The 23,594-nt window shown below is 66.9% G+C and carries 28 protein-coding genes; 1 reads left to right on the top strand and 27 read right to left on the bottom strand.

The window, feature by feature from the left end; translation table 11 throughout:
- Positions 1-19 precede the first annotated feature (19 nt).
- The 22 genes from AC1RAA_RS10920 to AC1RAA_RS11025 form a co-directional block, all read right to left on the bottom strand.
- Positions 20-538, bottom strand: a complete 519-nt coding sequence (locus AC1RAA_RS10920; RefSeq protein ID WP_492729464.1) for a hypothetical protein — start codon at positions 536-538, stop codon at positions 20-22.
- 2 nt (positions 539-540) lie between these two features.
- Positions 541-1,074, bottom strand: a complete 534-nt coding sequence (locus AC1RAA_RS10925) for a lysozyme (protein ID WP_492729462.1) — start codon at positions 1,072-1,074, stop codon at positions 541-543.
- Positions 1,071-1,385, bottom strand: a complete 315-nt coding sequence (locus AC1RAA_RS10930) for a hypothetical protein (protein WP_492729460.1) — start codon at positions 1,383-1,385, stop codon at positions 1,071-1,073. Before AC1RAA_RS10930 ends, AC1RAA_RS10925 begins: the two co-directional genes overlap by 4 nt.
- On the bottom strand, positions 1,382-1,720 hold the full coding sequence (locus AC1RAA_RS10935) for a phage fiber-tail adaptor protein (protein ID WP_492729458.1): 339 nt from the start codon (positions 1,718-1,720) through the stop codon (positions 1,382-1,384). The genes AC1RAA_RS10930 and AC1RAA_RS10935 overlap by 4 nt, the downstream gene beginning before the upstream one ends.
- 9 nt (positions 1,721-1,729) lie before the next feature.
- Positions 1,730-2,497, bottom strand: a complete 768-nt coding sequence (locus AC1RAA_RS10940; RefSeq protein ID WP_492729456.1) for a hypothetical protein — start codon at positions 2,495-2,497, stop codon at positions 1,730-1,732.
- Positions 2,494-2,841: a hypothetical protein gene (locus AC1RAA_RS10945; protein WP_492729454.1), complete on the bottom strand. Its 348-nt coding sequence runs from the start codon at positions 2,839-2,841 to the stop codon at positions 2,494-2,496. Before AC1RAA_RS10945 ends, AC1RAA_RS10940 begins: the two co-directional genes overlap by 4 nt.
- A complete protein-coding gene (locus AC1RAA_RS10950) occupies positions 2,842-4,071 on the bottom strand; it encodes a hypothetical protein (RefSeq protein WP_492729452.1) in 1,230 nt (409 codons plus the stop codon).
- A gap of 9 nt (positions 4,072-4,080) precedes the next feature.
- Positions 4,081-4,488, bottom strand: coding sequence for a hypothetical protein (locus AC1RAA_RS10955; RefSeq protein WP_492729450.1), 408 nt, complete (start codon positions 4,486-4,488; stop codon positions 4,081-4,083).
- A 68-nt stretch (positions 4,489-4,556) separates the two neighbouring features.
- Positions 4,557-5,567 carry a hypothetical protein gene (locus AC1RAA_RS10960; protein WP_492729448.1) on the bottom strand — a complete coding sequence of 337 codons (1,011 nt, stop codon included), beginning with the start codon at positions 5,565-5,567 and terminating at the stop codon, positions 4,557-4,559.
- Positions 5,567-7,471, bottom strand: coding sequence for a hypothetical protein (locus tag AC1RAA_RS10965; protein ID WP_492729446.1), 1,905 nt, complete (start codon positions 7,469-7,471; stop codon positions 5,567-5,569). The genes AC1RAA_RS10960 and AC1RAA_RS10965 overlap by 1 nt, the downstream gene beginning before the upstream one ends.
- Positions 7,468-9,039, bottom strand: a complete 1,572-nt coding sequence (locus tag AC1RAA_RS10970; RefSeq protein ID WP_492729444.1) for a hypothetical protein — start codon at positions 9,037-9,039, stop codon at positions 7,468-7,470. Before AC1RAA_RS10970 ends, AC1RAA_RS10965 begins: the two co-directional genes overlap by 4 nt.
- A complete protein-coding gene (locus AC1RAA_RS10975; protein WP_492729442.1) occupies positions 9,036-9,863 on the bottom strand; it encodes a hypothetical protein in 828 nt (275 codons plus the stop codon). Before AC1RAA_RS10975 ends, AC1RAA_RS10970 begins: the two co-directional genes overlap by 4 nt.
- A 4-nt stretch (positions 9,864-9,867) precedes the next feature.
- Positions 9,868-10,299, bottom strand: a complete 432-nt coding sequence (locus AC1RAA_RS10980) for a hypothetical protein (protein WP_492729440.1) — start codon at positions 10,297-10,299, stop codon at positions 9,868-9,870.
- Between the two features lie 10 nt (positions 10,300-10,309).
- Positions 10,310-10,810: a hypothetical protein gene (locus AC1RAA_RS10985; protein ID WP_492729438.1), complete on the bottom strand. Its 501-nt coding sequence runs from the start codon at positions 10,808-10,810 to the stop codon at positions 10,310-10,312.
- Entirely contained in the window at positions 10,800-12,029 is a 1,230-nt protein-coding gene (locus tag AC1RAA_RS10990) for a hypothetical protein (protein WP_492729436.1), read from the bottom strand. The genes AC1RAA_RS10985 and AC1RAA_RS10990 overlap by 11 nt, the downstream gene beginning before the upstream one ends.
- 50 nt (positions 12,030-12,079) lie before the next feature.
- On the bottom strand, positions 12,080-12,778 hold the full coding sequence (locus AC1RAA_RS10995; RefSeq protein WP_492729434.1) for a phage adaptor protein: 699 nt from the start codon (positions 12,776-12,778) through the stop codon (positions 12,080-12,082).
- On the bottom strand, positions 12,775-12,900 hold the full coding sequence (locus AC1RAA_RS11000) for a hypothetical protein (protein ID WP_492729432.1): 126 nt from the start codon (positions 12,898-12,900) through the stop codon (positions 12,775-12,777). Before AC1RAA_RS11000 ends, AC1RAA_RS10995 begins: the two co-directional genes overlap by 4 nt.
- Positions 12,901-12,907: 7 nt before the next feature.
- A complete protein-coding gene (locus AC1RAA_RS11005; protein WP_492729430.1) occupies positions 12,908-13,231 on the bottom strand; it encodes a Gp49 family protein in 324 nt (107 codons plus the stop codon).
- A gap of 21 nt (positions 13,232-13,252) precedes the next feature.
- Complete coding sequence (locus AC1RAA_RS11010; RefSeq protein WP_492729426.1) at positions 13,253-14,020, bottom strand: RyR domain-containing protein; 768 nt, start codon at positions 14,018-14,020, stop codon at positions 13,253-13,255.
- A gap of 73 nt (positions 14,021-14,093) precedes the next feature.
- Positions 14,094-14,567: a hypothetical protein gene (locus AC1RAA_RS11015; protein ID WP_492729423.1), complete on the bottom strand. Its 474-nt coding sequence runs from the start codon at positions 14,565-14,567 to the stop codon at positions 14,094-14,096.
- A gap of 64 nt (positions 14,568-14,631) precedes the next feature.
- Positions 14,632-15,912 (bottom strand): N4-gp56 family major capsid protein, encoded by a 1,281-nt coding sequence (locus tag AC1RAA_RS11020; protein WP_492729421.1) that lies wholly within the window; start codon positions 15,910-15,912, stop codon positions 14,632-14,634.
- A gap of 26 nt (positions 15,913-15,938) precedes the next feature.
- Positions 15,939-17,036 carry a hypothetical protein gene (locus AC1RAA_RS11025; protein ID WP_492729419.1) on the bottom strand — a complete coding sequence of 366 codons (1,098 nt, stop codon included), beginning with the start codon at positions 17,034-17,036 and terminating at the stop codon, positions 15,939-15,941.
- 164 nt (positions 17,037-17,200) lie between these two features.
- Here AC1RAA_RS11025 and AC1RAA_RS11030 point away from each other — a divergent pair, with 164 nt between their 5' ends.
- Entirely contained in the window at positions 17,201-17,728 is a 528-nt protein-coding gene (locus AC1RAA_RS11030) for a hypothetical protein (protein WP_492729417.1), read from the top strand.
- Here the strand turns inward: AC1RAA_RS11030 and AC1RAA_RS11035 are convergent.
- From AC1RAA_RS11035 to AC1RAA_RS11055, 5 genes are all read right to left on the bottom strand, one after another.
- Entirely contained in the window at positions 17,725-20,019 is a 2,295-nt protein-coding gene (locus AC1RAA_RS11035; protein ID WP_492729415.1) for a portal protein, read from the bottom strand. The genes AC1RAA_RS11030 and AC1RAA_RS11035 overlap by 4 nt on opposite strands.
- 8 nt (positions 20,020-20,027) lie before the next feature.
- On the bottom strand, positions 20,028-21,563 hold the full coding sequence (locus tag AC1RAA_RS11040) for a terminase (protein WP_492729413.1): 1,536 nt from the start codon (positions 21,561-21,563) through the stop codon (positions 20,028-20,030).
- The gene (locus tag AC1RAA_RS11045; RefSeq protein WP_492729411.1) at positions 21,553-22,212 is read right to left on the bottom strand and encodes a hypothetical protein; all 660 of its coding nucleotides are present in this window, start codon (positions 22,210-22,212) and stop codon (positions 21,553-21,555) included. Before AC1RAA_RS11045 ends, AC1RAA_RS11040 begins: the two co-directional genes overlap by 11 nt.
- A gap of 113 nt (positions 22,213-22,325) precedes the next feature.
- Complete coding sequence (locus tag AC1RAA_RS11050) at positions 22,326-22,997, bottom strand: hypothetical protein (RefSeq protein ID WP_492729409.1); 672 nt, start codon at positions 22,995-22,997, stop codon at positions 22,326-22,328.
- Positions 22,998-23,195: 198 nt separating this feature from the next.
- Entirely contained in the window at positions 23,196-23,480 is a 285-nt protein-coding gene (locus AC1RAA_RS11055; protein ID WP_492729407.1) for a hypothetical protein, read from the bottom strand.
- Between the last annotated feature and the right edge of the window lie 114 nt (positions 23,481-23,594).

Genomic DNA, 23,594 nt, shown 5'->3' on the forward strand with positions numbered 1-23,594 from the left:
TCACGCCTCAACTGCAAGCTCATCGATCAGGAAACGACGTCGCACGGCAAGAGGCGTAAGCGGCACTCATCATCTCCACCTCTGTCAGGGCGTCTGCAAGGCGTCTAGCACCAGCCTCCGAAAGTAACCCACTGGCCGAGCCGGTGTGTCCTGCACCAGCTTCGGAGGTGGCGGCTGGACCACCTGGGGCGCTTCCACCACCGCGCCCGGCATCACGGGTGCAGTCGAGCACGCGGACACGAACAGGAGCAGCACGCTGCTGCCGATCATCAGCAGCAATCTGCTGGGTCGCTTTTCCATCGGTGATCTCCTGCGCCGTGGCGCGTTCGTTGAGCTTCTTCTGCGCGGCGTCGCGCTCGGCGGTTCGGGTCTTCAACAGCGCTGCCGCGGCCAGGTTCTGTTGCACGACGGCAGCGCTCTGCGTGGCCAGGGCGAACGCCGTGGCCTTGGCCTGGGTGCGGTAGCTCCATGTCGACAGGCCCAGCACCAACACCAAGACGCCCAACACCCACAGCGCAGCATTGCGAAGATCGGGCATGGTCACTGCGCCTCTATGCACTGCTTGTGCACGCGCTGCCGGTCGGCCCACACACCAGCGCAGCGCCGGTTGCCAGGCGTCGAGCAGTCGAAGCCCGCGGCGTAGCGGTACAGCAGGATCGCATCGCACGCGCCGGCATAGTCGCGCGCCTGCAGCTTGCGCACGATGACGCTGGGCCCGCCGGTCTTCGGGTTCGTGCAGAAGTTGCGCGTGCCGATGTTGTAGGCCAGGTCGACGTATGCGTCGTACTCGGCCTGGTGCAGCGGCACGTCTTCGCCGATGCAGCGCTTGAGCGCGGTCTCGTCCTTCTGGATGTGCGCCAGCGACCGCTGGGCCGCGCGCACCGGCGTCGTGGTGTCACCCATGCGCACCAGCGAGCCGTCTTCCTTCACCGTGCTGCCGAAGCCGACCGTGGGCACGTCGCCCTTCGTGGGGATCATGGCTGTGCCCACGTAGTCCTCGCGCGTCAGGATGCCGACGAACGCCGCAGCGCTGAGCGTCAGCGCGCCGACAGCAAGACGCAGCTTCGTGCTCATTTCGGCGACCCGCCGCGGTAGATGGTCCACGCCGTCGCGATGGCGACGAACAAGCCGACGATGGCGCCCAGCGGCTTGGCCAGCTTGCCCAGCCCCTCAAGCACCTTGAAGGCGCCCTTGCCGTTCTCGAACCACCCCAGCAACTCGGCGGTGTTGCCTTCGACGCGCGCCGTGGCCGCCGTGTTGGCCGCCAGGCTCTTCTCGATGCGCTCCATGCGCGCATCGCCCTCGTCGAGCCGGGCGTGAATAGCTGCGACCTCGGCGTGCGTCGGGACGGGTGTGCTTTCGGGTGTGCTGCCAGGAGTGCTCATCGCTCGACGATCCTCAAGAAAATGGACCGGTCATCGATCCGTGGCGGGGTGTTGGTAGTGGTGATGCGGCAGGTCGCGCGCAGCTTGTTCGGCCCCGTGGCGGGCTTGGTGCCGCCGGTCAACCACACGGTAGCCGTGGTGTCGTCGTGCGACTGATTCACAACCGTCAGCGACGGGTCGACGATGAACTCGACTGATGCGATGGCATCGCCAGGGTTCAGTGCGAGCCAGGCCGACCAGTCGAAGGAATAGTCGAGCTGCGCATCCGGATCTCGATCGATCACGAAGTCGCCGCGCTCGTCAACGACATAGGTGGTGGGCTTCAGGGTGGCCATGTTGATCCTTCAGTCGGTGACGGCGATGCGCCGCCGCTCGCCCCGGAATGCAGCAGTGCGCAGCTCGGTCGTGGCCGCCATGCTTCTGACCTCGCGCGCGACGGTGCAGCCTCGGCGCTCGGCGGTGACCACGACCGTGCGTTCGTTGCGCTCGAATTCGTAGTTGTGCACGACCTCGGCCGCCTGGCTCAGCTCGCCCAGCAGCTGCGACGCATGCAACGACACCGGCGAGCTGACCTCGCTGGCCTGTGAGAACTCCCCGAGACTCTGTGCGGCAGCCACGGAGACGGCCACCGCCGCCAGCGCGGAAGCCATGAAGGCATCGAGCGCCTGCGCTGCGGCAGCATCCATCCGCGCCGCGGCTTGCGCGACCTGGTCGAAAGCCCCCAGCGATTGAGCCGCCACGAATCCGGCGTCAGCCGAAAGCACAACCTGCTGCGTGAACGCGCCCAGTGCCTGGGGCGCTGCCGCCCGTGCGGGCGCGGCCGCCGCAACGGCCTGCGCGAATGGCGAGAGCTGCTGCGCTGCGCTCAGGCTCGCCGTGTCGGTCGAGACGGCCGTCGCGGCCTGGGCGAACACACCAAAGTTCTGAGCGGCAGCGGCGCGCACCACGGCGGCGACGCTCGCGCCCTGCGCGAGGGCTTGCAACGTCTGCGCGGCGGCGGCCGATGCCGTGCCTGTCGTGCCGAACTCCAGCAACACCGGCGAGGTCGTCGCGTTCGGCGCGCCGGTGAGGTCGAAGACAACGGCCTGGCCGTTTGGCGGCGTGTAGCTCATGTCGCCAGCACTCCGTTCCAAGCCTGCACCTGATAGGTGCCGGTGTAGTCGTAGGCGATCACGGTATACGGTCCGCGCGCGAGCCCCGGGAACGAGAAACTCCCGCTCGTTGCATCCGACCAAGCCTCGCGAGCCAGTCCTCCCGTCCGTTCGCCGTAGAGGCGCACGCGCCGCCGCGCGGGCACACCCACTACCTTGACCAGACCAGCCACAGTAAAGCCGCCACCATAAGCGGGGTCTTGGCCGAGCAAAAGGGTCGTGACCTTGGTGGCGAACGCAGGTGTCGCCGCGATCACGACGCGAGGCGGTGCTTCACTACGGACGGGGACCGTATAGGTTGCCATTTACCGCGCCCACGGTCCCGTGATATCGATGAAGGCCACCCCCGACGTCGTAGAGGCGGTCGCCGTAGTCGGCTGGCAGCGCGTCACGTTCAGGCGGCGGCCCGCAAGCGGCCCGGTCGCCGTGATGCGGTCGTTGTTGTCGAACGCGCCGATTGGGACGGACTGCTGCGTGTGCCACAGGCCGGGGAATTCACCACGGAAGACCGAATCGACCTTCGTGATGCCTTCCGTAACGAAGCACGGGTGCACGCGCAGCGACAAGTCCGGTCCGTTCGGGTACGTACCGTACGCGTCAGTGCTGGACCCCGAGATATGGGCGATCTGTTGCGGACTGCCGCGAAACACAGGCACGCTGGCGCCGATCTGGGTGTGCGAGCGAGCCATGTAGGCGTTCGACGGGATCGTAAACGCAGACTGCGAGATATTCATATCGCCAGCCTGAGCAACGACTGCGGACCACACCGCGCTCGTAGAAGGGCCGTTGATGCAGCAACCGAACGCATCGCCCGCCTTATAGGAGAGGATATCTCCGAAGAACGACGTCTCGCGATTCGTGGCGAGTGCGACGCTGCCCATAGAGGTAGCGCGCATGAGATAGAACGCGCGAGCGTCACCGATGATCTCGTAAGGGATCGCGGTCGAGTTCGCCGTGTTGGAGCGCCACCACCAGTGACCGCCCGAAATTTGCGCCGCCGAGGGGAACAAGCCCGTCCCGGTATCTACGTCGCTCATGGTCTCGTAACCGATGACGCGCATGAAGCGAGCGTCGGAGTCGTCCACGCGCAAATACATGCCATGGCCCGCAGGATCAATCGACTTGTATGCGGCCTTGTTCGTTCCGGAATAGACCTTCGTCCACCCCATCGAGGCCATTTTCATCGTGACGGTGCCAGCGGCAGTGCCGTTCGCAGCAGCGGTGGCGAAAGTGACGCTGTTCGCGGTCGGCTTGCCGGTGATCTTCTGCTCGCCATTGAGCGCAGTCAGCGGTCCAGTCACGCCCGCGATGAGCACCACGGTATCAGTGTCGGCGCTGTGAGGGCCAGAGTAGGCAGCAGTCGCCACCCCGCCGCTGACGACGAGCGACGTGAGCGTGACCTGATCGAAGCCGTCCGAGAGCACTGCATCGAGGATCGGAATGCCCGTCCCCGTCGTGCCGTTCATGATGAGCGCGCTCAAGCCGCTCATCGTGCTGGTGAAATTTTTGACGCTGGTGTCTACAGGAGAAGCCATCTCACCCCCTTACGCGCCGGGCGCAGTGATCGACCAGCTCGTGATCTGCACGTTCTGGGCGGCTGCGATGTTGGTGTTGTCGATGGTCATGTCGCCGCCACCCCCGGTGGCAGACACGGAGCCCTGCATGTGCGTGGTGGCGCCGGTGCTGTCCTTGAAGCGGTAGTGGCCCGCCGTGCCTGCCGCGCCGGCTGCCGCGCTCTTCGGCAGCCCGGTGAATGTTTTCACCCCGCCCGCAGCGGCCGAGGCCCAATCGGCGTCGAGCGTGATCTCGACCAGCAAGGTGCCGCTGTCGGCGGCGGCGCAGTTCGCGGGCTGCGCGCCGGTGCGGATCTGCACCTTGGGCGCGGTGCCGGCGGTGATCTCGATCTGGTCGAGCAGCGCATTGCGCAGTGAGGTTCCGAGTTGAATTGTCATGACGGCTCCGAAGATGCCCGTCATGGTGTCGGCGCGCTCCCCCAGCGTCGAACCCTACTGGGGTGCCGTCAAACCGACGTGCTGTCGCTGCCGCTGATCGAGGACGAGGCGTTGATCGCGTTGATGCCGGCGCTGGCCTGCGAGGCCAGCATCGTGGCCGCAGCCTTGGCCAGGTCCGCCTTCGACTGGGCCGTGGCCACGATGGAGCGCTGGTTCGCCTCGTTCGTGCCGGCCTGCAGCCGCGCATCCTCGATCGCCAGCTGCACGCGCGGCTGCAGCGCCTGCACCTCGGCCGAGTACAGCGCCACCATCGAGCGGTTCACATCCAGCTCCAGCCCGGCCAGGCCCGTCGCCAGCTGCATGGCTGTCTGCGGCCCCATCATCAGCGTGCGGATGTAGTCGGCCATCGCGCTCATCGCCTTCGAGCGCAGGTCCAGCGTCTGCGTCACGGCCAAGCGCACGTTCTCGATCTCGGTGTCGAAGCTCTTGATGGCGATGTCGCGGCTGATTTCGGCCATCTTGCGACTGCGGTCCAGCTGGATGCGCTGGAGCCCGTAGACCAGCGCACCAGGCGGCAGCGGGTAGCCGCGCGCGGCCCAGCCCGCCGTGAGGTTGTCTTCGGCCTCCATGCTCTCTTCGAGCACGCGGGCCTTGCCGCGCTGCCAGAGCTGCTGTTCGACGCCGGCATTGATCCCGGTCCCGCCGTCCACGATGGCCTGGCGAAGCCACTCCACCGCCTGGTCGTAGGGGCCGAGCGGAAAGTAGTTCTGGAAGAAGTCCGCAATGCCCTGGCCGATCAGGTTCACCAGCTTCTGCAGCTGGGTGTTGTACATCGCCTCGCCGTTCGCGATGTTCGGGTCTTGCAGCTGCGGCGCCAGCGGCGGCACGTAGCTCTTGTCGAGCACCGGCACGCCGATGATGGGCGCCGGGCCGACGTCCCCCAGCCCGGCGGCAATGCGCGCGTTCGATTCGTCAGTGCGCGTCTGGGAGTTGTCCCACATGGCGTTGATGACCTGGGTGGTCGTGACGGCTGCGCCGGCGCCGCCGGTGATCGGGTCGGGAACGGTGACGATGGGCATCAGTTGATCCTCCTGCTCAGGTCGGCCACGACGAAGCGCACCGAGTCGATTTCAAAATCCGCACCGTCCTCGTTGAAGAACTGCACGGTCACGTAGTTGGTCTTCAGCCCCTTGCCGGGGGTGATGCGCTGCTGCTGCATGTGCTCGGAGAAGCTGCGGGTCTTGTAGATGAACTCGCGGCCTTCGGCGATGACCTTGAGGAACAGATTGCCCTTAGCCGACAGGCCCACATAGCACTCGGTGATGGTCTTGAGTTCGGCGGTGCCGAAGTCCATCTCGCCGAGGTCGAAGCTCGCATGGATCGGCTCGCCGGCGTCGTCGTCGCCTTCCAGCAGGAACAGCCCTTCGGCGCTGGCGCCGTAGTGCTTGCCGTCGATCACCGCAAAGCTATTGAACGGGTAGCTGCGGTACACCGTGCTGCCCTTGGCGTCGGCGTGCCATACCCAGGTGTCCTGATCCGTGCGCCCGGTAGCGCCTTCGAGCACGCCGGTGGAGCCCGCCTGGATGAAGGTGCGCGCCACCACCTCGAGCAGCTGCTCGACGGCGACCGAGGGCGCGGCGCTGATGATTTCATGGATCGCCGCGTCCAGCAGCGTCGAGGGCACGGCCGTGCTGCCCAGCGTGACGTGCTCCAGCACCGTGACCAGCAGCGTGGCGTTGGCGGCCGCCGCAGTGCTGGTGGCCAACGTCTCCAGCGCGTAGGCCTCGTCGTTGCCTTCCGTGAAGGCAAACACCGTCATCAGCGGCAGCGTGGCCTTGGCCTCGCCGTAGGCGCCCTCGGCCACCAGGCCGGCCAGCGCCGGCAGGTCGACCTCGGCAGAGCCAGTGCCGCCGGTCAGCCCCACCGCCGAGCCCATCAGCACGGGCAACGAGATGTCGCACGCATTGGCGCCGGCCCCGGGCGCCATACCGCCGTAACTCGTGACCGTGAGCGCTGGCAGCGCGCCGACGACGGCGCCGTATACGCTGGCGCTTCCCGACAGGCCCACCAGGGCAGGAAGCGTCGCGTGCGCGTAGTCGGTGCCCGAGCCGGCGTCGACCGTCAGCGCCGGCAGGACCGTGACGGCCTGCGCATAGTCGCTCTCGAAGGCGAAGGCGGCCAGCTGCGGCAGCGTGCTTTCGCTGCGCCCGTGGCCTTCCTCGACCAAGCCGGGGTTGTCCACCATGTCGCCCACGTCGTACATCGTGGCCGTGAGGTACAGCGGCTCGGCGCGGTAGGTGGACGGCTCGGCGTCGATCTCGTCGCCGTTCTGCAGGAACACCACCTCCGAACCGTCGTAGGTGATCTCGAATTCGTCATCGTCGAGGAACTCGCCCAGATCGACGCCGGTGCGCGCGTTGAAGACGCGATCGCCACCGAACCGCAGGCCGTGCCGGATGTGGCCGTAGCCGCCGTTGGGTACGGAGTACTCGGCCAGGCCGATCACCACCCCGCTGACGCCCACAGGGACGGTGAAGCGCGCCACGCCCGCGGCGATGCCCTTCATCGACCGGGCGAAGGCGGTCCAGCCAGCCGGCGGCACCGAGATGCGTCCACCTGGCGCGCCGGGTTGTTCCGGCTGCTCCGGCACCGTGACGATGCTGTAGCCGACGATGCCGTACGTGGGCTGCGTGCCTCCGACCGGGATGGTGACCCCGACGCCCGGTGTGTTGGGCGGCTTGACCCCCTTCACCACGACCGAATAGCCTGCGGGCAGCCAAGTGCCGTCGGGCAGCAGGATGCCGGAGCCGGAACCTTTCCCGCCGTTGGAACTGGCGCTGGGCGAGCCCACGTCCATGCTCCAGCCGTTGGGCTGGGTGTAGCCGAAGATGGGGTCGAGGTAGGTGTACGCCGGCCGGTAGGGGACGTAGGGCGTCGCCGGGATCGTGTAGCCGTAGCCTTCCCGCTTGAGTGCGTTGGTCATGGGGGTGTGATCCTGTCGTCGGACAGCCAGGGGGCGCCGGGCGTCGCATTCTTGGCGCGGCCGTCATCGCGCAGGTACACGACGGCGCCGAAAGAGCGCGGGCCCGTGTTGGCGCCGGCGGGCCCCGGCAGCGCCTCGGTGGCCTTCGTGGAGAAGGTCGCGCGCTTCGACCATGTGAGCCCGCGGTTCTTCGACTCGAAGAGCACGTGCGTCTCTTCGTCGTAGACGGGCATGAAAAGCTGGGTCGGCGAGACAGCCAGCGGCACGCCCGCCCTGCCCGCCTGGAAGGGCATGCTGCCCACGAGCTCGAGCGGGCCGCCGTTGGTCTGGTAGATCGTCGGCTGCGCGGTCCAGTTGGCGCTGTAGTCGGCGTCGTTGAAGAACACCAGCGCACCGCCGCCGGGCGCGATGTGGGCGCCCCGCTCCCAGCGCGGAAACGCCTGCGCGAGGTAGTCGGTGCCCAGTGCGGCGAACGGCGGATCGAAGAGCGTGCCGAGCAGCGAGACGGTGCCAGCCTCGAGGTCGGCCACGCCCACGCGCACGCGCGCATTCGGGTATCGGGTGCCTGGCGTCCACGGGCCGGGCGGCGCCTCGTCCGGCGACGACAGCACGGCGTACACCAGCGCGGTGGTGCGCGACAGCGGCACGATGGTCGCGCCGGTGTTCATCGCCGTCCGGTTGCACAGCTCCCAGGCACCCAGCGGCCCGGTGTTGGCCAGGTACTGCGCCTGTTCGTGCGCCGTCATGGCTGGCGCGGGGAACGTGGCCCAGGTGTGGCCCCCGTCGGTCGACGCGAAGAAGAACAGGCCCGGGTGCGCGGTGCGGTCGTAGCCTGGCACGACAGCGCCGCGCCAGAAGAACGCGCCGCCGAGGCCGAGGAAGGTGCTCGGGCCCAGGCGGTTGAAGGCGAGCGGGAAGATGATCTGGCCCGCCACCTTCGCACCGATCACCACCCGCTGGGTTTCTCTGTCGTCGAAGGCCACGCCGATGACGTGATCGCCGTCCTCGTCCAGCGCAGAGAACGCCATCGCGTGCTCGTGGCGGCCGTCGCGGCGCGCGCCGATGGTGGAGAACACCGACGCTGTGCGCGTGCCCGCACCATCCGACGCCCCGACCGAGGCCAGCGGCGGGCGCACGGTCGGCGTCCTGCCGTCGCGCGTGATGTAGGTGTCCATGCGATAGAGCCGGTTCAGCCCGAACGCGCTGCTCACGTCACCCACGTAGGTGAACGCAGAGAGTGTCCAGGCCGTGCCGTCACCGCGTGCGAGCAGCTGCGGAATGCCCAGCTCAGACGCCGGCGCCGGGCCGCGCAGGAAGAACGAGCCGCGGGCATTCGTGGAGCCCCGCACCACCGTCGCGCCCTCTTCAATGCCGAGGGAGTAGAACCCGTCCACGGCGTTGGCGTCGACCTTGACGGTGAGGTGCCCGCCCTTGTTGCGCGCCTCGGCGCCGAAGCGCCGCTTGCGGCTCCAGCTCAGGCTGTTGTCACCCTCACCGGCGAGCGAATAGGCGGCCGTGCGGCCTGGGCCGCTCCAGCCTCCCCGGTTCTTGGGAAACTCGTCGGTCATAGCACCTCACGGGCGTTCACCTGGTCAGTCCAGAACCGCTGTGGTGGCTCGGGCTCAGGGCCGCCTGGCCGCTCGACCAACACGCGCGAGATTGTTGCGTGGCGGGTCAGGAGGAGCGACAGCGGCGCGAAGGCGGGCTTCGATTCCTCTGGAAGCGTATCGCTCGAAGGCCCTGGCGGTGGCGTGACTGATCGCGTCGTCCCGAACCCCTCGAGCAGGCACTCGTCGGGCCCAACGGTGAGTTTGCAGGTGTACGGCGTGTTTGCGTCGAACGCGAAGCCGAAGTCGTCGACCGCGCTGCTGGAGCGCAGCAGCAACCGGTACTCCGACATGAAGCGACGCACGTTCACCTCCGCATAGGGGGTGAACTCGAGAGGCGCCCCAGGGTCGCCGGGATCAGTGTAGGAGGCACGCCGACCGACCGAGAAGACGAACATGCCGTCGGTGCCCGGTGGCGTCGACGAGTCGATATCGAACGTGAGATCGAACGTCACCACGAAGCGATCGAGCACAACCTCCGGCGGCTGCGCGTGGGGCGCGCTCGGGTCCGACGCATACCCCGGATACAGGACACGCGGGTTCGCCGGATAGAAATCGTCGGCGCCCACGATGCCCCCGCTTCCCGTCAACACCGCAGGGAAGGTTGAGACTTCGTCCCACGGCACGTCACCCCACGCGGTGCCGCTTTGCTGCGTCGCGCCCGGCACCCACGCAGCATCGCCCGCGACGTTGTAGTCGGGGACGTGGCCAGCAGCAGGGCCTGCGGCCCCATCGAAGGTGTCGTAGAACAGCGCGTCGGCGCTCGGCGGCGTACCGGTCGGCATGTGCTCAACCTGCCGGCATTGCGACCGAGTAGAAATTCAGGCTCTGCGTGGCGCCGCTGACCAGCGCCACCGACGACAGGTTCATGTCGGCGCCGGCAAAGCCCACGGTGCCCTGGATCCGCACCGCCGCCGTCGATGCCGTGCCGTCGTCGGCCGACAGCACGTGCCGATAGAAGCGAGCGTTGCCCGTGGCGGCATTGACGCCCGACCAGACCTCACCGGACGCCTTCTGCATCACGCCGCCGGCAGCCGCGGCGAAGGTGATGCCCGCGCCGCTGTTCTTGATGACCACCAGCAGCGTGGCGCCGCCGATCGCATCGTCAGCAGACGCCGGCACGGTGGCCGTGTCGTAGACGCGGATTTCCCCGCCGTCCAGCAGCGCCTTGAGAGAGCCGCCGGACAGCAGTCCGTTGCGCAGGCCAGTCGAGAGTTTCATGGGTATCTCCTTAAACGGAAGCGAAAGCGAAGCCCGCGACCACGCGCAAGGTGCTGCCTGCGTCGACGGTCTTGGGGGAGGCGAAGCGCACCACCGAGATCAGCGTGCCGGTGGTGGCCGCCTTGGGCGATGCCGACACGAGGAACACGCCCCGGATGGTCTTGGCGGCGTTGAAGACGAACTCAGCCTTGTTCGCCGAGTTGTCGACCGCGCCGGAGGCCACAGCACCCTCGACGAACTCGAGGCGCGCAGCGGCGTCGTAGGCCGTGCTCTCCTGCGCGGCCGCGGCGATGGTCGCGGCGGTGTCGCCGGGCGTGGGCGTGTAGTCGCCCTCGAAGGGCGCGATGAACCACGGGTTCACCTGCGTGCCGCCCTTGAAGATGGCGGCGGCCATGTGGTTCAGGCCTTCGGTGGGCACGAGGTTGTGCTCGACCGAGCACTGCGACACGGTGCCGTCGGGTGCTACCACCTCGACGGTGTAGGTCGCGCCGCTCTTGATTTCAGAGGTCATTGCTGGTTTCCTTTCGGATGACATCGGCGTCGGCCCACGCGAGGGCTGCGGCACGGTTGGGTTGAACACCGTTGCGGGTGGTGACGACGCTGGAGCGGCCGTCGCGCATGCGGTACAGGGTTGCGCCGAACGAGGCCGGCGGCAGGCGCAGGGCGTCGGCCTGCAGCAGCTCGACGTTGCCGAGGGCGTCGCCGGCAGCCAGGCCCATCGGCGTCTGCCAGTACGCCTTGATCTCTTCGGGCGAGAAGACGCCGGTGCCGGGCACGCCGCCGAACGGGAAGCGCGGCACGAGGGCGGCCTCGCCGAAGAAGTCGGTGATCCAGTACGTCTGCTGCGCGGTGCACACGTAGACGCCGCCCTCGACCGGCTCCACCACGGTGAGCTTCGAGGGGAACGGCACGTAGCCCCGCGAGGGCTGGTAGATGCCGCTGGCGTAGGGCACCGACACGAACAGCACGTTCTCATGCGCCACGAGCAGACTGCCGTTGTGCATGCGCACGATGTGGCCGGCCGGCATCGGCGCGGTGTTCAGCATGCGCGAGACACGGCCGCCTGGCGACAGCACCGCCACCGACGTGACCGCCCCGTAGCTGGAAACGTGATCGCCGTTCGGATCGGACAGCCACACGGTCGCGCCCGCGGCGTCGGCAAAGTCGATGCGGCCATTCGCAGGCACGTCGACCTGCACCGCGTGCGTGGGCGCGCTCTCGCCCTGCGGCCCCTGCCAGGTGAACGCCACGATGTACAGGCCCGCCGGCAGCGCGCCGCCGGCGCTGGCCACCACCTCGGGCGCCAGGGCTGGCGCGGCGGACATGGGGTAATCAGCGCCGCCGACGATGCAGCGCAATTCGAGGCCGTTGCTCCACGACACGGTGCCGTTGCCGGCGCGCGCGTAGCTCAGCGCTGGCTTCGGGAGGCCTGCGCGCAGGACGGCAGCAACTGCGAGTGCTCCATCGCGCGGCGCCAACGCGCACAGAGCATCGTCGACGACGGCGAAGGCCCCGAGTGCATCGCCCCACAGCGAATGCCAGTTGCCGGGCACCTGCAGGCCGAAGCCCTCGCGACGCCGGGGCATGCCGCGCGCCGTCAGGTCGACGTTCTCTGCGCCGTAGAGGTATCGGGCATTGGGACGCTCCCGCGTGCCGGCGCCCAGCTCAGTGGGCGGAAGCCGGTTGTTCAGGCCCAGGAACGGGCCAGCAGGAACATTGCGAGAAGACATGGCCGGGAGTTTTCCCGGCGGGCGCAGAAGCGTCGAACCCTAATGGGTGGTCACCACCAAGCGACGTTGTGATGCACCTGATTGGCCTGCTGGTCCCTGCGCAGGTCTGCGTCAGGGCGCAGGCCGAAGTACTGCTCGAAGGCCACGAGCGCGTGCTGCGAGCGCGCCGGGTCGAAGGTGTCGGCGTCCTGCTTCCCGTAGGCGCGGTGCAGCACCCAGTGAACGAGAAAGCGATGATGGACGGCCGCGATCTCGGGCTCGACATCGTCACTGCTGTCTGCAGTGATGGGCTCCAAGGGCGTCCGATAGCCCTCAAGGCGCAATGTGTAGGCTCGGTCCACGATGCCGGGCAACACGATGCGCGTGTCGTCCTGGATGAATGCACCGGGCTGCCGGCGTTCGTCGCGCCAACGCGCGCACCGCTGGTCCAGCGCATCGCGCGTCGTGATGTAGAGATCCTCGACGAACTCACTGGTGGTGGCGTTCAGAAGCCTGGCCTTCGAGACCTCGATCATCCGCGAGTCCAGCGGATAGGAACTCTGCCCTTCCAACACGTTGATACTGACGATGGCCGGGGTGTAGTCGTCAAAGAGCAAGCGCTTGCGAATGGCAGCCTCCTCCTCGGCCTCGCCGAACCAGCGCTTCACATCGCAGTCAGGCCAGAGCAGGTCGCCCTGCCCGCCGCCGATGCTGTTCGCCTTGTCGTCCGAGTCCACGCGAAACGAGGCGATGAGTTCCTGGAGGGTCATTTGAATTCCCGGATGTACGACAGCACGGGGAGCCCGAAGATGCGCCAGGTCATGCGAGCGGTTTCGGCGCCCGACATGCTGCGGCCGATATGCTCCATGTAGCAGTAGATCAGCGCCTTCATGTTGAACTCACTTCGGGGCGATGGCGTCGTGGAGGCGCTGCTTGAGCGCGTAGCCCATGAGAGGCCACAGCTCGTTGCGGGCGTTCTCGATGGCGGTTGCCACGCCGATTTCCGGGTCGTCGTTCTCGGCCGAGACTGCAGCCGAGGGCCGCCCGGTGACGGCGAAGCCGCAGCGCGTGGTGAGCACGGCCCAGCGCAGGATTTGCCCGGAGGGAGCAACGTGCTTGACGATCTCGGTGTCGACGATGTTTGCGGCCAGATCGTCCGGCGTGACACGCGGCGCGGTCTTGCCCTTCGCCAGCAACTCGGATTCGATGGATTGATCGCTCATGGCGTTCTCCTGTGCGTTCGATCAGGACGCGCCGAAGCGGTCGATCAGCTGGGTGACGTGGGCACGGGTGTCGGGCAGCGAGAGCCGGCCGTCGACCTTGACGCGGTACCGGGTCTGGGCGAACTCCCGGAGCGCGGCCTTGTCCATGTTCTGCACCTGGTCGCGCAGCTCCTGCGAGAGCTCGTCTGGCGTCTCGCCCGGCTTCTGCGCCTGCATCACGGCCGCCGGCTGTGCGGTCCCGGGAAGCTGCACCTCCTCGAACACGTCGCGATGCTTGAGGAGTTGGCGCGCCAGGCCGGGCGACACAGCCTTGACCTGATCACGCGCCCACGCGCCGGAGCCGTACAGCGTGTCTGCGTGCGTCTCGCGGCGGCCGATGTACTTCACGCCGACTGCGGCCACTGGCTGCGAGGCTGCCGGCGCAGGCGCGCTGGGTGCTTCAGGTGCCATCGCAGCCAGCACGTGCACGACGCCGCGGAACAGGTAGTCCTTGGCCTTTTGCTCGGTCGGCAGATCGGCATACGGGCAGAAGCAAGGGTGTTCCTTCTTCTCGGCGTCCTTGACCGGGCCGTGCTTCCAGCCGTCGGCGGTCTTTTGCGCCAGCCACGATTCGTGTGATTGCTCGGGCGTCGCGTCGGGATTGGCCAAGTGCATGTCGACGCCTGCCAGTGCGCTTGCGCGCTGCCATTCGGGAGCATCGGTCCAGGTAGGCTGCGTGGTGTCGCCCAGCGAGGCGCAGTAGGCTCGGTTGACCTCGTGCGCTGCCTGCGCGATCTGTTCTCGATTCATCGTCTTCTCTCCAGTGGATGAAAAATGGGGCGGGCCGAAACCCGCCCCGAACGGGCCCTTCAAGGAGAAAGGGTTACAGCGGGCCGCGGTCCTCGCCGTCGATGAAGAAGTCAGCGCGGCCGACCGAGGCGTGCGCCGCCACCTGGTTGGTCCAGATGAGGTAGGCGTCCTTCGGCAGCGTGACGGGCTTGTTCGCGGCCGTCATGCGGGTACGTGCGGCCGTGGCTGCTGCGAGGTCGACAAAGAAGTAGTCGGGGTCCTGCGGCACCGCTGCGTCATCGACGCCATCGACGTACTCGAAGCCCAGGTCACCGGTGATGGTGGCCGTGAAGGCGTCCGAAATGACGGCGAGAGCGTCGTCAAGGCGAAAGCCCTGCGGCAGGATGCCGAGGCGGACCTTGTCGGTGGCGCCGATCGCGGCAGTGGAGTCGCCATTGACGAGGGCGCCAGCGGCGTTCGTCTCCAGCACGAAGTGGTGGCTGGTCTTGTTGCCGTACGGCGTGCCGCCGAACTGCGGCGACGCGAACTTGCGGGTGATGGTTGCCATGTTGAGGCTCCTGATTCGGTTGAGAAAGAGCGTCAGAAGGGCCAGCCGCAGCCGGCCCCGCTGATCACTGGCCGGCGATGGCGACCGCGGTGTCGATCGCGATCACGCCGTTGTCGGTGGGCTGATAGCCGTCGCCGTAGTTCACGTCGAAACGCACCTTGCTCTTGCCGCCCACGGAACCGATGAGCACTTCCAGCTTGTCGCCGTGGTCGAGCTCCTTCTCGCTCCAGAAGAACGGGTTGCCCGAACGGCTGTTCTTGCCCCAGGCCTCGGCCAGCGCCTGGCCGCCGAGCAGAATTGCGCGGTCCACCGCGAAATTGGCGCCGAAGCTCGCCGGCACCATGTCGGTCGCGGTTTCGGTCTCGTCGGTGAGGCTCGCGCACCAGCGCAGCACGTTGCCCGCGTAGAAGCGGATCGGCTTGGGCATCTTGACCAGCAGGATGTTGTTCCACAGGCCGGCGTCGCCGGTGAAGAGCGGGTTGCCCTTCGCCTGCTGGGCCCGGGCCATCGCCGAGGCCTGCAACGTGCGGAAGTTGCCCGATTTCACGAACGACGTGTACTGCTCTGCCGAGACCAGCAGCACGCGCAGCGGCGCATCATCGGCCATCGCATCGCCCTCGAACTTCACGGGCGGCGGCGGCAGCGGAATCGAAGCGATGACCGTGGCGATCGAATCCACGACGTCCATGTTCATCACGTCGGTGGTGGCGAGGTTGATCTCGTTGGCCGTGGCGCCCATGCGCTCGATGCCGGTACCGGTCGAGATGTAGTGGCGATTTCGCGTGGGCGCCTTCACCGGGTTGACCATGATCTCGGCATAGTCCGGGTCCGCATCGATCGGCACAGCCCACTCGATGTTGTTGTGGAAGCCTCGGGCACCGGCCATGTGCACCAGCGTGCGCTGATCCTCGAGGCGCAGCATGTAGCCCTGGCCGGAAGCGCGGGCGAGCTGGCGCAGTTGGTGAGGCGTGCGTTGCTGCGTCATCGTGTCGCCGGCCGAGATCGGCTTGCGCGACTGGTTGATGCGCAGCTTGTCCTGCTGGAGGTCGAGGCGCTCACCGCGGCCCTCGGCCATGCGTCCACCCATGATCGGCTTGCCACCGATGGGGTTGACCAGGTCGAAGGTCACTTCGTCGCCCGCGACCTTGGTCAGGTCCATGCAGCGCACGACGGGCATGTCGGTGCTCGATTGCACGCGCAGCTTGCCCTCGGCGTCGCTCTGGGTCGGCATCTGGCCGGTCAGGCGGTTCAGGTTGGTGAGGCGCTGCATGGTGGCAGCGAACAGGCCGACCGACTGCGCCTTGAGCGCGAGCGGCGAGCCGTAGGGGATGTTGGTCGTTGACATTCAAGACTCCGAAATGGCGGGATAGGTCACACCAGCTTTCGCATCAGGGCTTCGATCTGCGCGGGCGTCTTGCCCTCGAACTTGGCCATGAGGTCCAGCGGGCTCATTTCGGCCATCGCTTCGGCTTCGTCGTGGTGCACCTTCGCGCCGGCCGGAACATCCGACAGGCTGATGGGCGTCTTCGACTTCACCGAGGCGACGACCTCGTCGGCCTTCTTCTGCGGGTCGACTGCGGCAGCAGGTGCGGCAGCGGGGGCAGGCGCCGGCGCGGGCGCGGTGGCAGCTCGAGCAGCCTTGTAGGTGTCCAGCATCTCGACCACCTGCGAAGCGGTCCCCTGCTTGAGCACGGTTTCGTACGTCTTGCGTACGAACGACGGGTGCGCTTCGAGCCATTGCTGGTACTCGGCGCTCTCGACGATGGAATCCGTGTCGGGGTGCTTCGTGTAGATCGTGCGGAAGTGCACGTCAGCGGCGGACTCGGCCGCCTGCTTCTTGACCGGTTCGAGCTCGGCGGTGAAGTCTGCTTTGAACTTGCTCAGGGCTTCCGCCACGCGCGCATCCACGCCTCTCTTCAATGCCTCGTCCGAGTAGTCGCCAAACAGGGCGCCCGGGTTGTCCGCTGGTGCGGCGGCCGGTGCCGGCGCAGCTGCAGGAGCTGCACCGGCTTTCGCCAGCTGCGCCCGCAGTTGAACCGCCTCGGCCTCAGCCAGGTCGGCTCGCGCCTTCTCGGCCTTCGCTTCCTCCCGCGCACTGGCCAGCTTCTGGTAGGGGATGGTGTGTTTTCCATCCTTGGCCAGGATCACTGCGCCCTCTTCCGCTGCAGCAGGATCTGCTGCAGGTGCCGGAGCGGACGACGGTGCTGCTGGGGCATCTGCGGGCGACGCGGCCGGCGCGGAGGCCGGCGCGTCAGCTGCAGGTGCAGGCGCGGGTGCTGGTGCAGCCGGAGCGGCGGCGGGTGCGTCGGTCGTTGCGTCGTTGCCGGCGGCGGGCGCGCCGGTGTCCGCAGCAGGTGCTGCCGCGGTATCGCCCTCGATGCCACCCGTCAGCAGACGGGCCATCGCTTCTTCGCTCACGTTGCCGTCGGCATCCGCGTGCTTTTCCAAAAACTGCTCGATGTTTGCCATGTGTTCCAGTTCCTTGCCACATCTCGCCGTGGCCGCCAAAGGTCTTGGTGGTGCTTCGCCGGGTTGGCGTTGCTGGGCGTGATGGTGTCGAGGACGGAACGCGAGGGCGAACCCTAGTGGGGGGCGGTATAAAGGCTGCGTCCAAAATTACGAGGAGCGGCGGCATGGCAGAACCCATCAACTGGGGATCGGTGGCGGACTGGGTTTCCGGTCTCGGATCGTTTGCGGCGGTTATCACCGCGCTCTATCTTTCAAACGCTTCTCAACGAATTCGGCTCAACGCGTACGCTGGCCACAGGATCGCAATCGGAAATGGGTCTCCGGAGTTAGATCTGTTCGTCGTGTCTGCGACAAACGTCGGCTCCAGGGCTACGGTGGTCAGCTCCGTCGGAATGCAAGTCGGCCTCTTCAAGAAGCGACATGCCCTCGTGATGCTCTACGACGTGTCGCCCTTCTCAGCCGGCCTTCCGAAAGCCCTGAGCGACGGCGAGAGCGCCCAGTGGAGCGCGGAAATGGGGGCAGGGTTCGAATGGGTGCGCAAGCTCACAAAGGACTTCATCAAGTCGAAATGGGACGTCGAGACGCTTCGCTTCGTTTTGCATACCAGCAACGGAGGAGAGCGCCGCATTAAGCCGGAGCCCGGTCTCAAGAAACTCTTGCTGCAGTCTCTCGCCGGCGAACTCCCGTCCTAGACAGGCACGTTGTCGGTCGTGCGCTGCGTCTCGATGCCTTGCCCGCTCCCGTCCATCGGAGAGCCCGGGCTAGGCGCTACCGGTGGCAGCGCTGGACTCGTGTTCTCGGCGACACCTGGCGTTCCAGCCACGTCGACCACTGCCGCAGGCGGCAGGCCAGCCGGCACCGGCAGGTTCGGATCGACGCCGGCCGGATTCGGCGGCCGGTAGCCGGCGGCCTCGGCCACGGCATCGGCCACTGGCGCAATCGCCGGGTTCATCGCGATGGTCGCGCCCGTCTGGTTGGCCGAGTACAGGCCTTCCACGTAGGTCTTGAAGGACTTGGCCAGGATCTCGCCGATCTCGGCATCGAGCTTCTCCTTCGGGTACCGCAGCGACAGCTCCTGCAGCTTGAGGTCGCGGGCGTCTGCCATGCGCGCTTGGTTGACGGCTTCGTCGATGCGCTGCTGCATCTGGTCCGGCGTCATCTGCTGGGCAGCCTCGCGCACTGCCTTGATGATGTCTTCTCGGTTCGGTAGATCCATGAGCGCGATCAGGTACGGCATGGCCACCTGCTGGAACTGTGGCGGCATGGCCTTGAACGCCTCCGACATGGCCGACAGCTGCTGGCTGCGATAGCTGGGCGTGCTGGGCACGTCGTTCAGTGCCACCTTCAGCTTCGTGCGCTCGACGTCGTTGTCGAGGTAGGTGATCCCGTCGTCATCCTGCGTGGGCGTGTTGAGCTTGACCACGACCTCGTCGCGCAGCGGGTCGCCCTTCACGGTGACCGTCGTCTCGCGCCCGATGGTGTCTTCCACGATCAGCGACAGCAGCAGGTCGCCGACTTCGGCCCGGCTGGTGGCGAAGTTGTCGTTGATCTCGGCCAGCGCCTGCGTGCTCTGCTCGAGCTGCGTGGCTTCCTGCAGGCCGGAGTTCGCCCCGCTCTGGGCGCCCTGCAGGCTGGGCGAGATGCCGCTGACGCGCTGAATGCCGGCGCGCGAGTCCTGGAGCATCTGGTACTGCTGCTGGTTCAGCTGGAAGTCGCGCTGCACCTTGAAGGTCGCGCCCGGCTTGGCCATGTGCTCCTGATTCAGGATGATGTCGGCGTCGACGCGCGCGACCTCGCGGCGAAACTGCTCGTCGGTGCCGTTCACCGCGCCCTTCGTGCGCTCGGTGCGCATCGCGGCCAGACCCCAGCGCAGCTTGCTGTTCGTGGCGTTGACGTTGTCCTGCATGTAGAGCATGCCGCGCACGAGGCCGTAGGGCACGCCGGTGCGGTCTTCCTTCTTCCCCCAGAACGGCACGTACGGGAACTTCTGGTGCCGGTAAGGCGTGGCCATGTCGGAGAGCCGGTGCGGGCCCATCCACATCGACATGCGCATCTTCGGCACGATCGCCCACTCGGGCACGGTCGCCCCGATGGCCACGAACTGCACGTGCATGGGGTTGCGGCGGTCGTACTCGACGACACGGCCGTCGGGCATCTTCAGCACCAGCACGCGGCTCCAACGCCGGTACCAGACTTCGAACAGGCACACCCGCTTGCCCGTCATGTCGCGCCACTGCTGCTCCTCAACACTCCAGCCACGCTGCTGGTCCCAGGCGCTCACCAGGTCGGTGGACGTGCCGCCCTCGGTGGTGCCCAAGCCCTCGTAGATCGGCCAGCCACTGACCACTTGGCCGATCAGCTCGGCCTTGTCTGGGAACATCAGCTTGGCCTGCACCGTGGGAGTCCAGCGACGACGGATCAGGTAGCGCGCGTCGCCCAGGTCGTCCTCGGTGGACAGCATGTCCCACCAGATCTCATTACGGTGGATCGACTTGCAGCGGTATGGGAAGCGGAACGGGTCCGGGTTGCGCGACACCTCAACCCATCCGATGCCGGCCGCCACCTGCGTCTTGAAGGCGTCGGAGCAAGCCTTGTCCGCCTTGCTGTGGCGCTCGGCTTGGTTCAGCTTGAAGTTCAGCGCTACCGCCACCTGGTCGCCGCTGTCGCTCTCGCCGTCGGGCAGCACGCGCCAGTCGGCGCGCGTCTTGGCCTCCAGGCCGAGTACAGCGTCGATCGCGGGCCCGATGAGCGGCTCGATGGCCGGCGGCATGCCCATCTGCTGCTGACGCTGCAGGATTTCGGAACTGAGCTGGTTGCCGTCGTAGTACTCCATCTCGCGATCGGCCTTGGCGCGCCAGCCCGGCTGATCCTCGATCTCGTGGAAGTACTGGCTGAACTCGTCGAGCGTGAGCGCGCCAGTCTCGGCGCTCTCGGCCGGCGTGCGTGGAGCGGGGCCGTTCAGTTCGATGGTGGATGCAGTCATGGTGGTTCTCAGTAGCGCCAGTCGGGCGCCTCACGTGGAGAGGTCTCGTGCAGGGCCACGACCTCGGGGATGTCGGAAAGGAAGGTCTGTGCGACGCTGTCCCCCTTGTCGGGGGAGCGGCCGAGCAGCTCGCGGATCTCGTCCTTCTCGCGCACCAGGATGGCGGCGAAGCGGCCGAGCTGCACGACCTTGTAGCGAACGGCGCACAGGTCGGCCAGCAGCTCGTCGTCGGGCGGCAGAGAGATCGGATCGTCGGCCGTGGGGTCCAGCGCCTCGCGCATCAGCCAGTACATCTCGGCCCGCTTGTTGCGGAATCGCAGGTTGCCCGTCTTGTCCATCATGTCGCTCTTCTCCGAGCCCACAACCGGTACGCACAGCACGTTCAGGCCACGCAGGAAGTCGAGCACCGACACGCCCACGCCTATGGCATCCACCGCCACCGGCGCACCGTTGCGGATCAGGCCGACCACGAAGGCCGCGCCCTTCGGCCCGTCGTTGGTGGCGATGCCGGGAACCGTCACCAGTTCATCGAACCAGCTGCCGTGCCGGCGCGCGGCCGAGGTCTTATCGATGCCGCCACGCGCGACGTCTAGGCCGACGGCCGACATCGGGCCTTTCTTGTCCTGCGGCTTCCAGCGCGCCTGCGCGGCCTTGATCCACTCGGTGGGGATCAGCTGCCAGACCGGGTCGCTGCGACCGGCCAGGAAGTCGCCGCGCAGCATCTGAGAACGCAGCGGCTCGGGCAGCGATTGCAGCGTGGCCTTGTAGCCGGTGAGACTGAGATAGAGGTTGTCGTCGACCGATGAGGGAATGAACGTCCGGCTCTTCGGGGTCATCAGCTCCTTGCCGACCATCACGGGCGTGGGCCCGGGCACCTCCATATCCTTGCCCTGCTCGTCCGTCACGAACCACCGCAGCTCGCCGGGCTTGGCCGGGTTCGGGTGCTTCGGATCGAGCCACGGCGCCCAGAAGCGGATGACCCATTCGCCCTCGCTGCTGGTCGGCGGGTTGCCGGCGCAGATCACGCGCTGGCGCACCTGCGGGTTGTCGGTGCGCATCCAGCCGATGAGCGTGCGGAACTGCGTTTCCAGGAAGTGGGTGATCTCGTCGAAGCCCTTGAGGTCGTGCGGCCGGCCTTGGTACTTCATCCAGTCGTCGGGATCTTTCACCGAGCCCAACTCGAGGACTCGCTTGCCCGGCAAGCGCCAGACACCGTCGGTGCTGTTGTAGCCCTTGCGCGTGCCCAGGATCTTAGTCATACGCTCTTCGATGCCGACCAGCTGCACCGACTCGCGCCGAAAGATGATGCTGTGCTCCTGCTGCGTCAGCGCGGCACCGAGCAGCAGGTCTGTCTTCCCGCCGCCGGCCGAGCCGCCGTAAAAGACGATGTCGGCCAGGGATTCCAGCGCCATCGACTGCGGCCCGACCTGAGCCATCCACAGCGGCAGGCCTTCGGTCAGCAGGATGTCGAGCTCGGCGCGCTCCATGTCCGTCAGGAACGGCATGAGCTTCACCAGCTCGGGCGCGGTGATGTCAGGCGCCATCGGCAGCCGCCCTCTTCCGTGCCGCGTCGATCAGCGCAGCCATGCGGCTCGCGCGCTCGGCGTCGCTCAGCTTGCTCACGATGCCGCCTTCGTCCGGCTGAATCTTGTCGATGCCGTAGGCCTCGCGCTCGCCGCGGCGGATCTTCTCGTCGACCTCGGCCAGCTGCTTCAGCGACGCGATGCGCACAGGCAGTGCCAGCCCGGCGACGGGTTCGGTCTGGCTTTCGGTGCCGGCAGGCGCAGGCTCGGGTTTGGCTTTGGATTCCGGCGCAGCCGAGCCTTCGAGTTCGGTGAGCAGCGCATCCCGGAGCCCTGACAGCTTCGTCAGGCCCGCGCGGTGGGCCATCTGGACGCGATACACGGCGTTCGCGTTGGCGTCGACCACGACCTTGTCGGGAATCCGGTTCGCATTGCGCACCTCGGTGCGAACCGCTTCATTGCGTACCAGCTCGTCAGCCTTCGCCTGGATGGCTGCGGAGAGGTCTCGGGCCCAGCCTTCGATCCTTGCCCGCTTGCGGATGGCCGCCTCTGAGAGGCCATGCTCTCGGGCGATCTGGCGGATGCTCTTGATGCCCGCGCGGAAGTCGGCTTCGATGGTCGGCCAGTGGGCTGTCGGCTTGTCGATCTCAGGTTCGCGCGCGTCTGTCATGGACCCGGATGATTCCGGGTGCGCACCAGTCGTGCGAACCTTACTGGGGGGAAGAAACTATTTCAGCCCGCAGAGTGCTTGGTGACGATGAATCGCCGCGGCAGGCGCTTTTCTCACCAAAGTTGCCAGAGCCGCTTCGCGATGATGCCCGCCGCGAAGATCGTTAAGACCCAAGGCGCAAGGAACGCAACACTCGCCCGGGAATAGATCAACAGCCAAGCGCTCACCCAAAGGAACTTTCCAATTGTGTGGAGCCTCGTGAGCCGGAAGTCGACTGGCTGCGACACCGGTATCTTAGAGCCGTCGGTCGACACGAAAAGATAGTCGATCGCGGCGTGGCCTGATACGCGCGAGGGAATGTAGTCGCCACGTTCGAAATTACCGAGTGCTGCGTCGTGAAGTTTCACGTGCACTAGCTTGGACTGCTGTTCGGGGGCGCCGAGGCGCTCACGGGCGCCTTGTAGTAGCCGTTGATGATCCCCGAGTACCGAGCCTCTTACTTCGAATTTTGAACACAAGGCCAGTTCCCAACCTAGCCACCGCTTTAGGACTTTCCGTTCCAACGTCCCAAACTCGTTCCGCAGACCTTTGAGTCCGCTCTGATGTTCGTCTGAGAACCGATAGCGCCAAGTCAAATAGACGAGCAGCGCGCCTGCCGCAAGCCACACGCGACGCTGAGAAATGACGAAATCCTGCTTCGCGCTGATACCCAGCAACTTCTCGCTGACGAGCTCCAAGGGAAGCTTGAGCCATGCAAGCAGTAAAACGATGGTGGCGTAGGCCACGAGGTTTCGCCTGATTTTTGTGTCTTCGTCCTCTGGCATCGCCTCTCCCTCGGATCATGAAGGGCGACATTCTCCCGCATGGCGGATGCGAGTTCGAAGGAGGTTGCCGGTTGCCCCCGGCGCTGCTCTCGCGGCAGCGGCTTGCCCACGTGGCCCGTGGGCGTGAAGTTGCCGAATTGCGAAATTTCGCAAGTTCGATCAGGTCGACGGGCACATCCGCCAGCCGGGCATGACGCGCGGCCGCTGGCGCTTGGCTAGGCCCACCGCGTAGGCGCAGGCCTGCACCAGCTCGACCGGGCGGGCGACCAGCTGCAGCACGGGCTCGGCGAACTTCGCCGGCACGCTCACCACGAAGTCGCAGGCGAAGCGGTAGGCGGCGCGGCAACAGGTGGCGACGCGGTCGACGGCCGTGGTGACGGAACTGGATGCGAAGGCCAGCGCGGCGAGCGCGAAGGCGGCGAGACGGGAGCCGGTGAATTGCATGGGATTCCTCAGGATTGGATGCCGCGGCTACCGGCGGGTGCCCCCTTGCCATGACGGGGAAGTCGGTGTGGCCACCGGCCAGGTCGGGCACGGCCCGCTTAGCCACCGCGCGGA

This window comes from Variovorax sp. GW823-FHT04F07 (assembly GCF_058795995.1).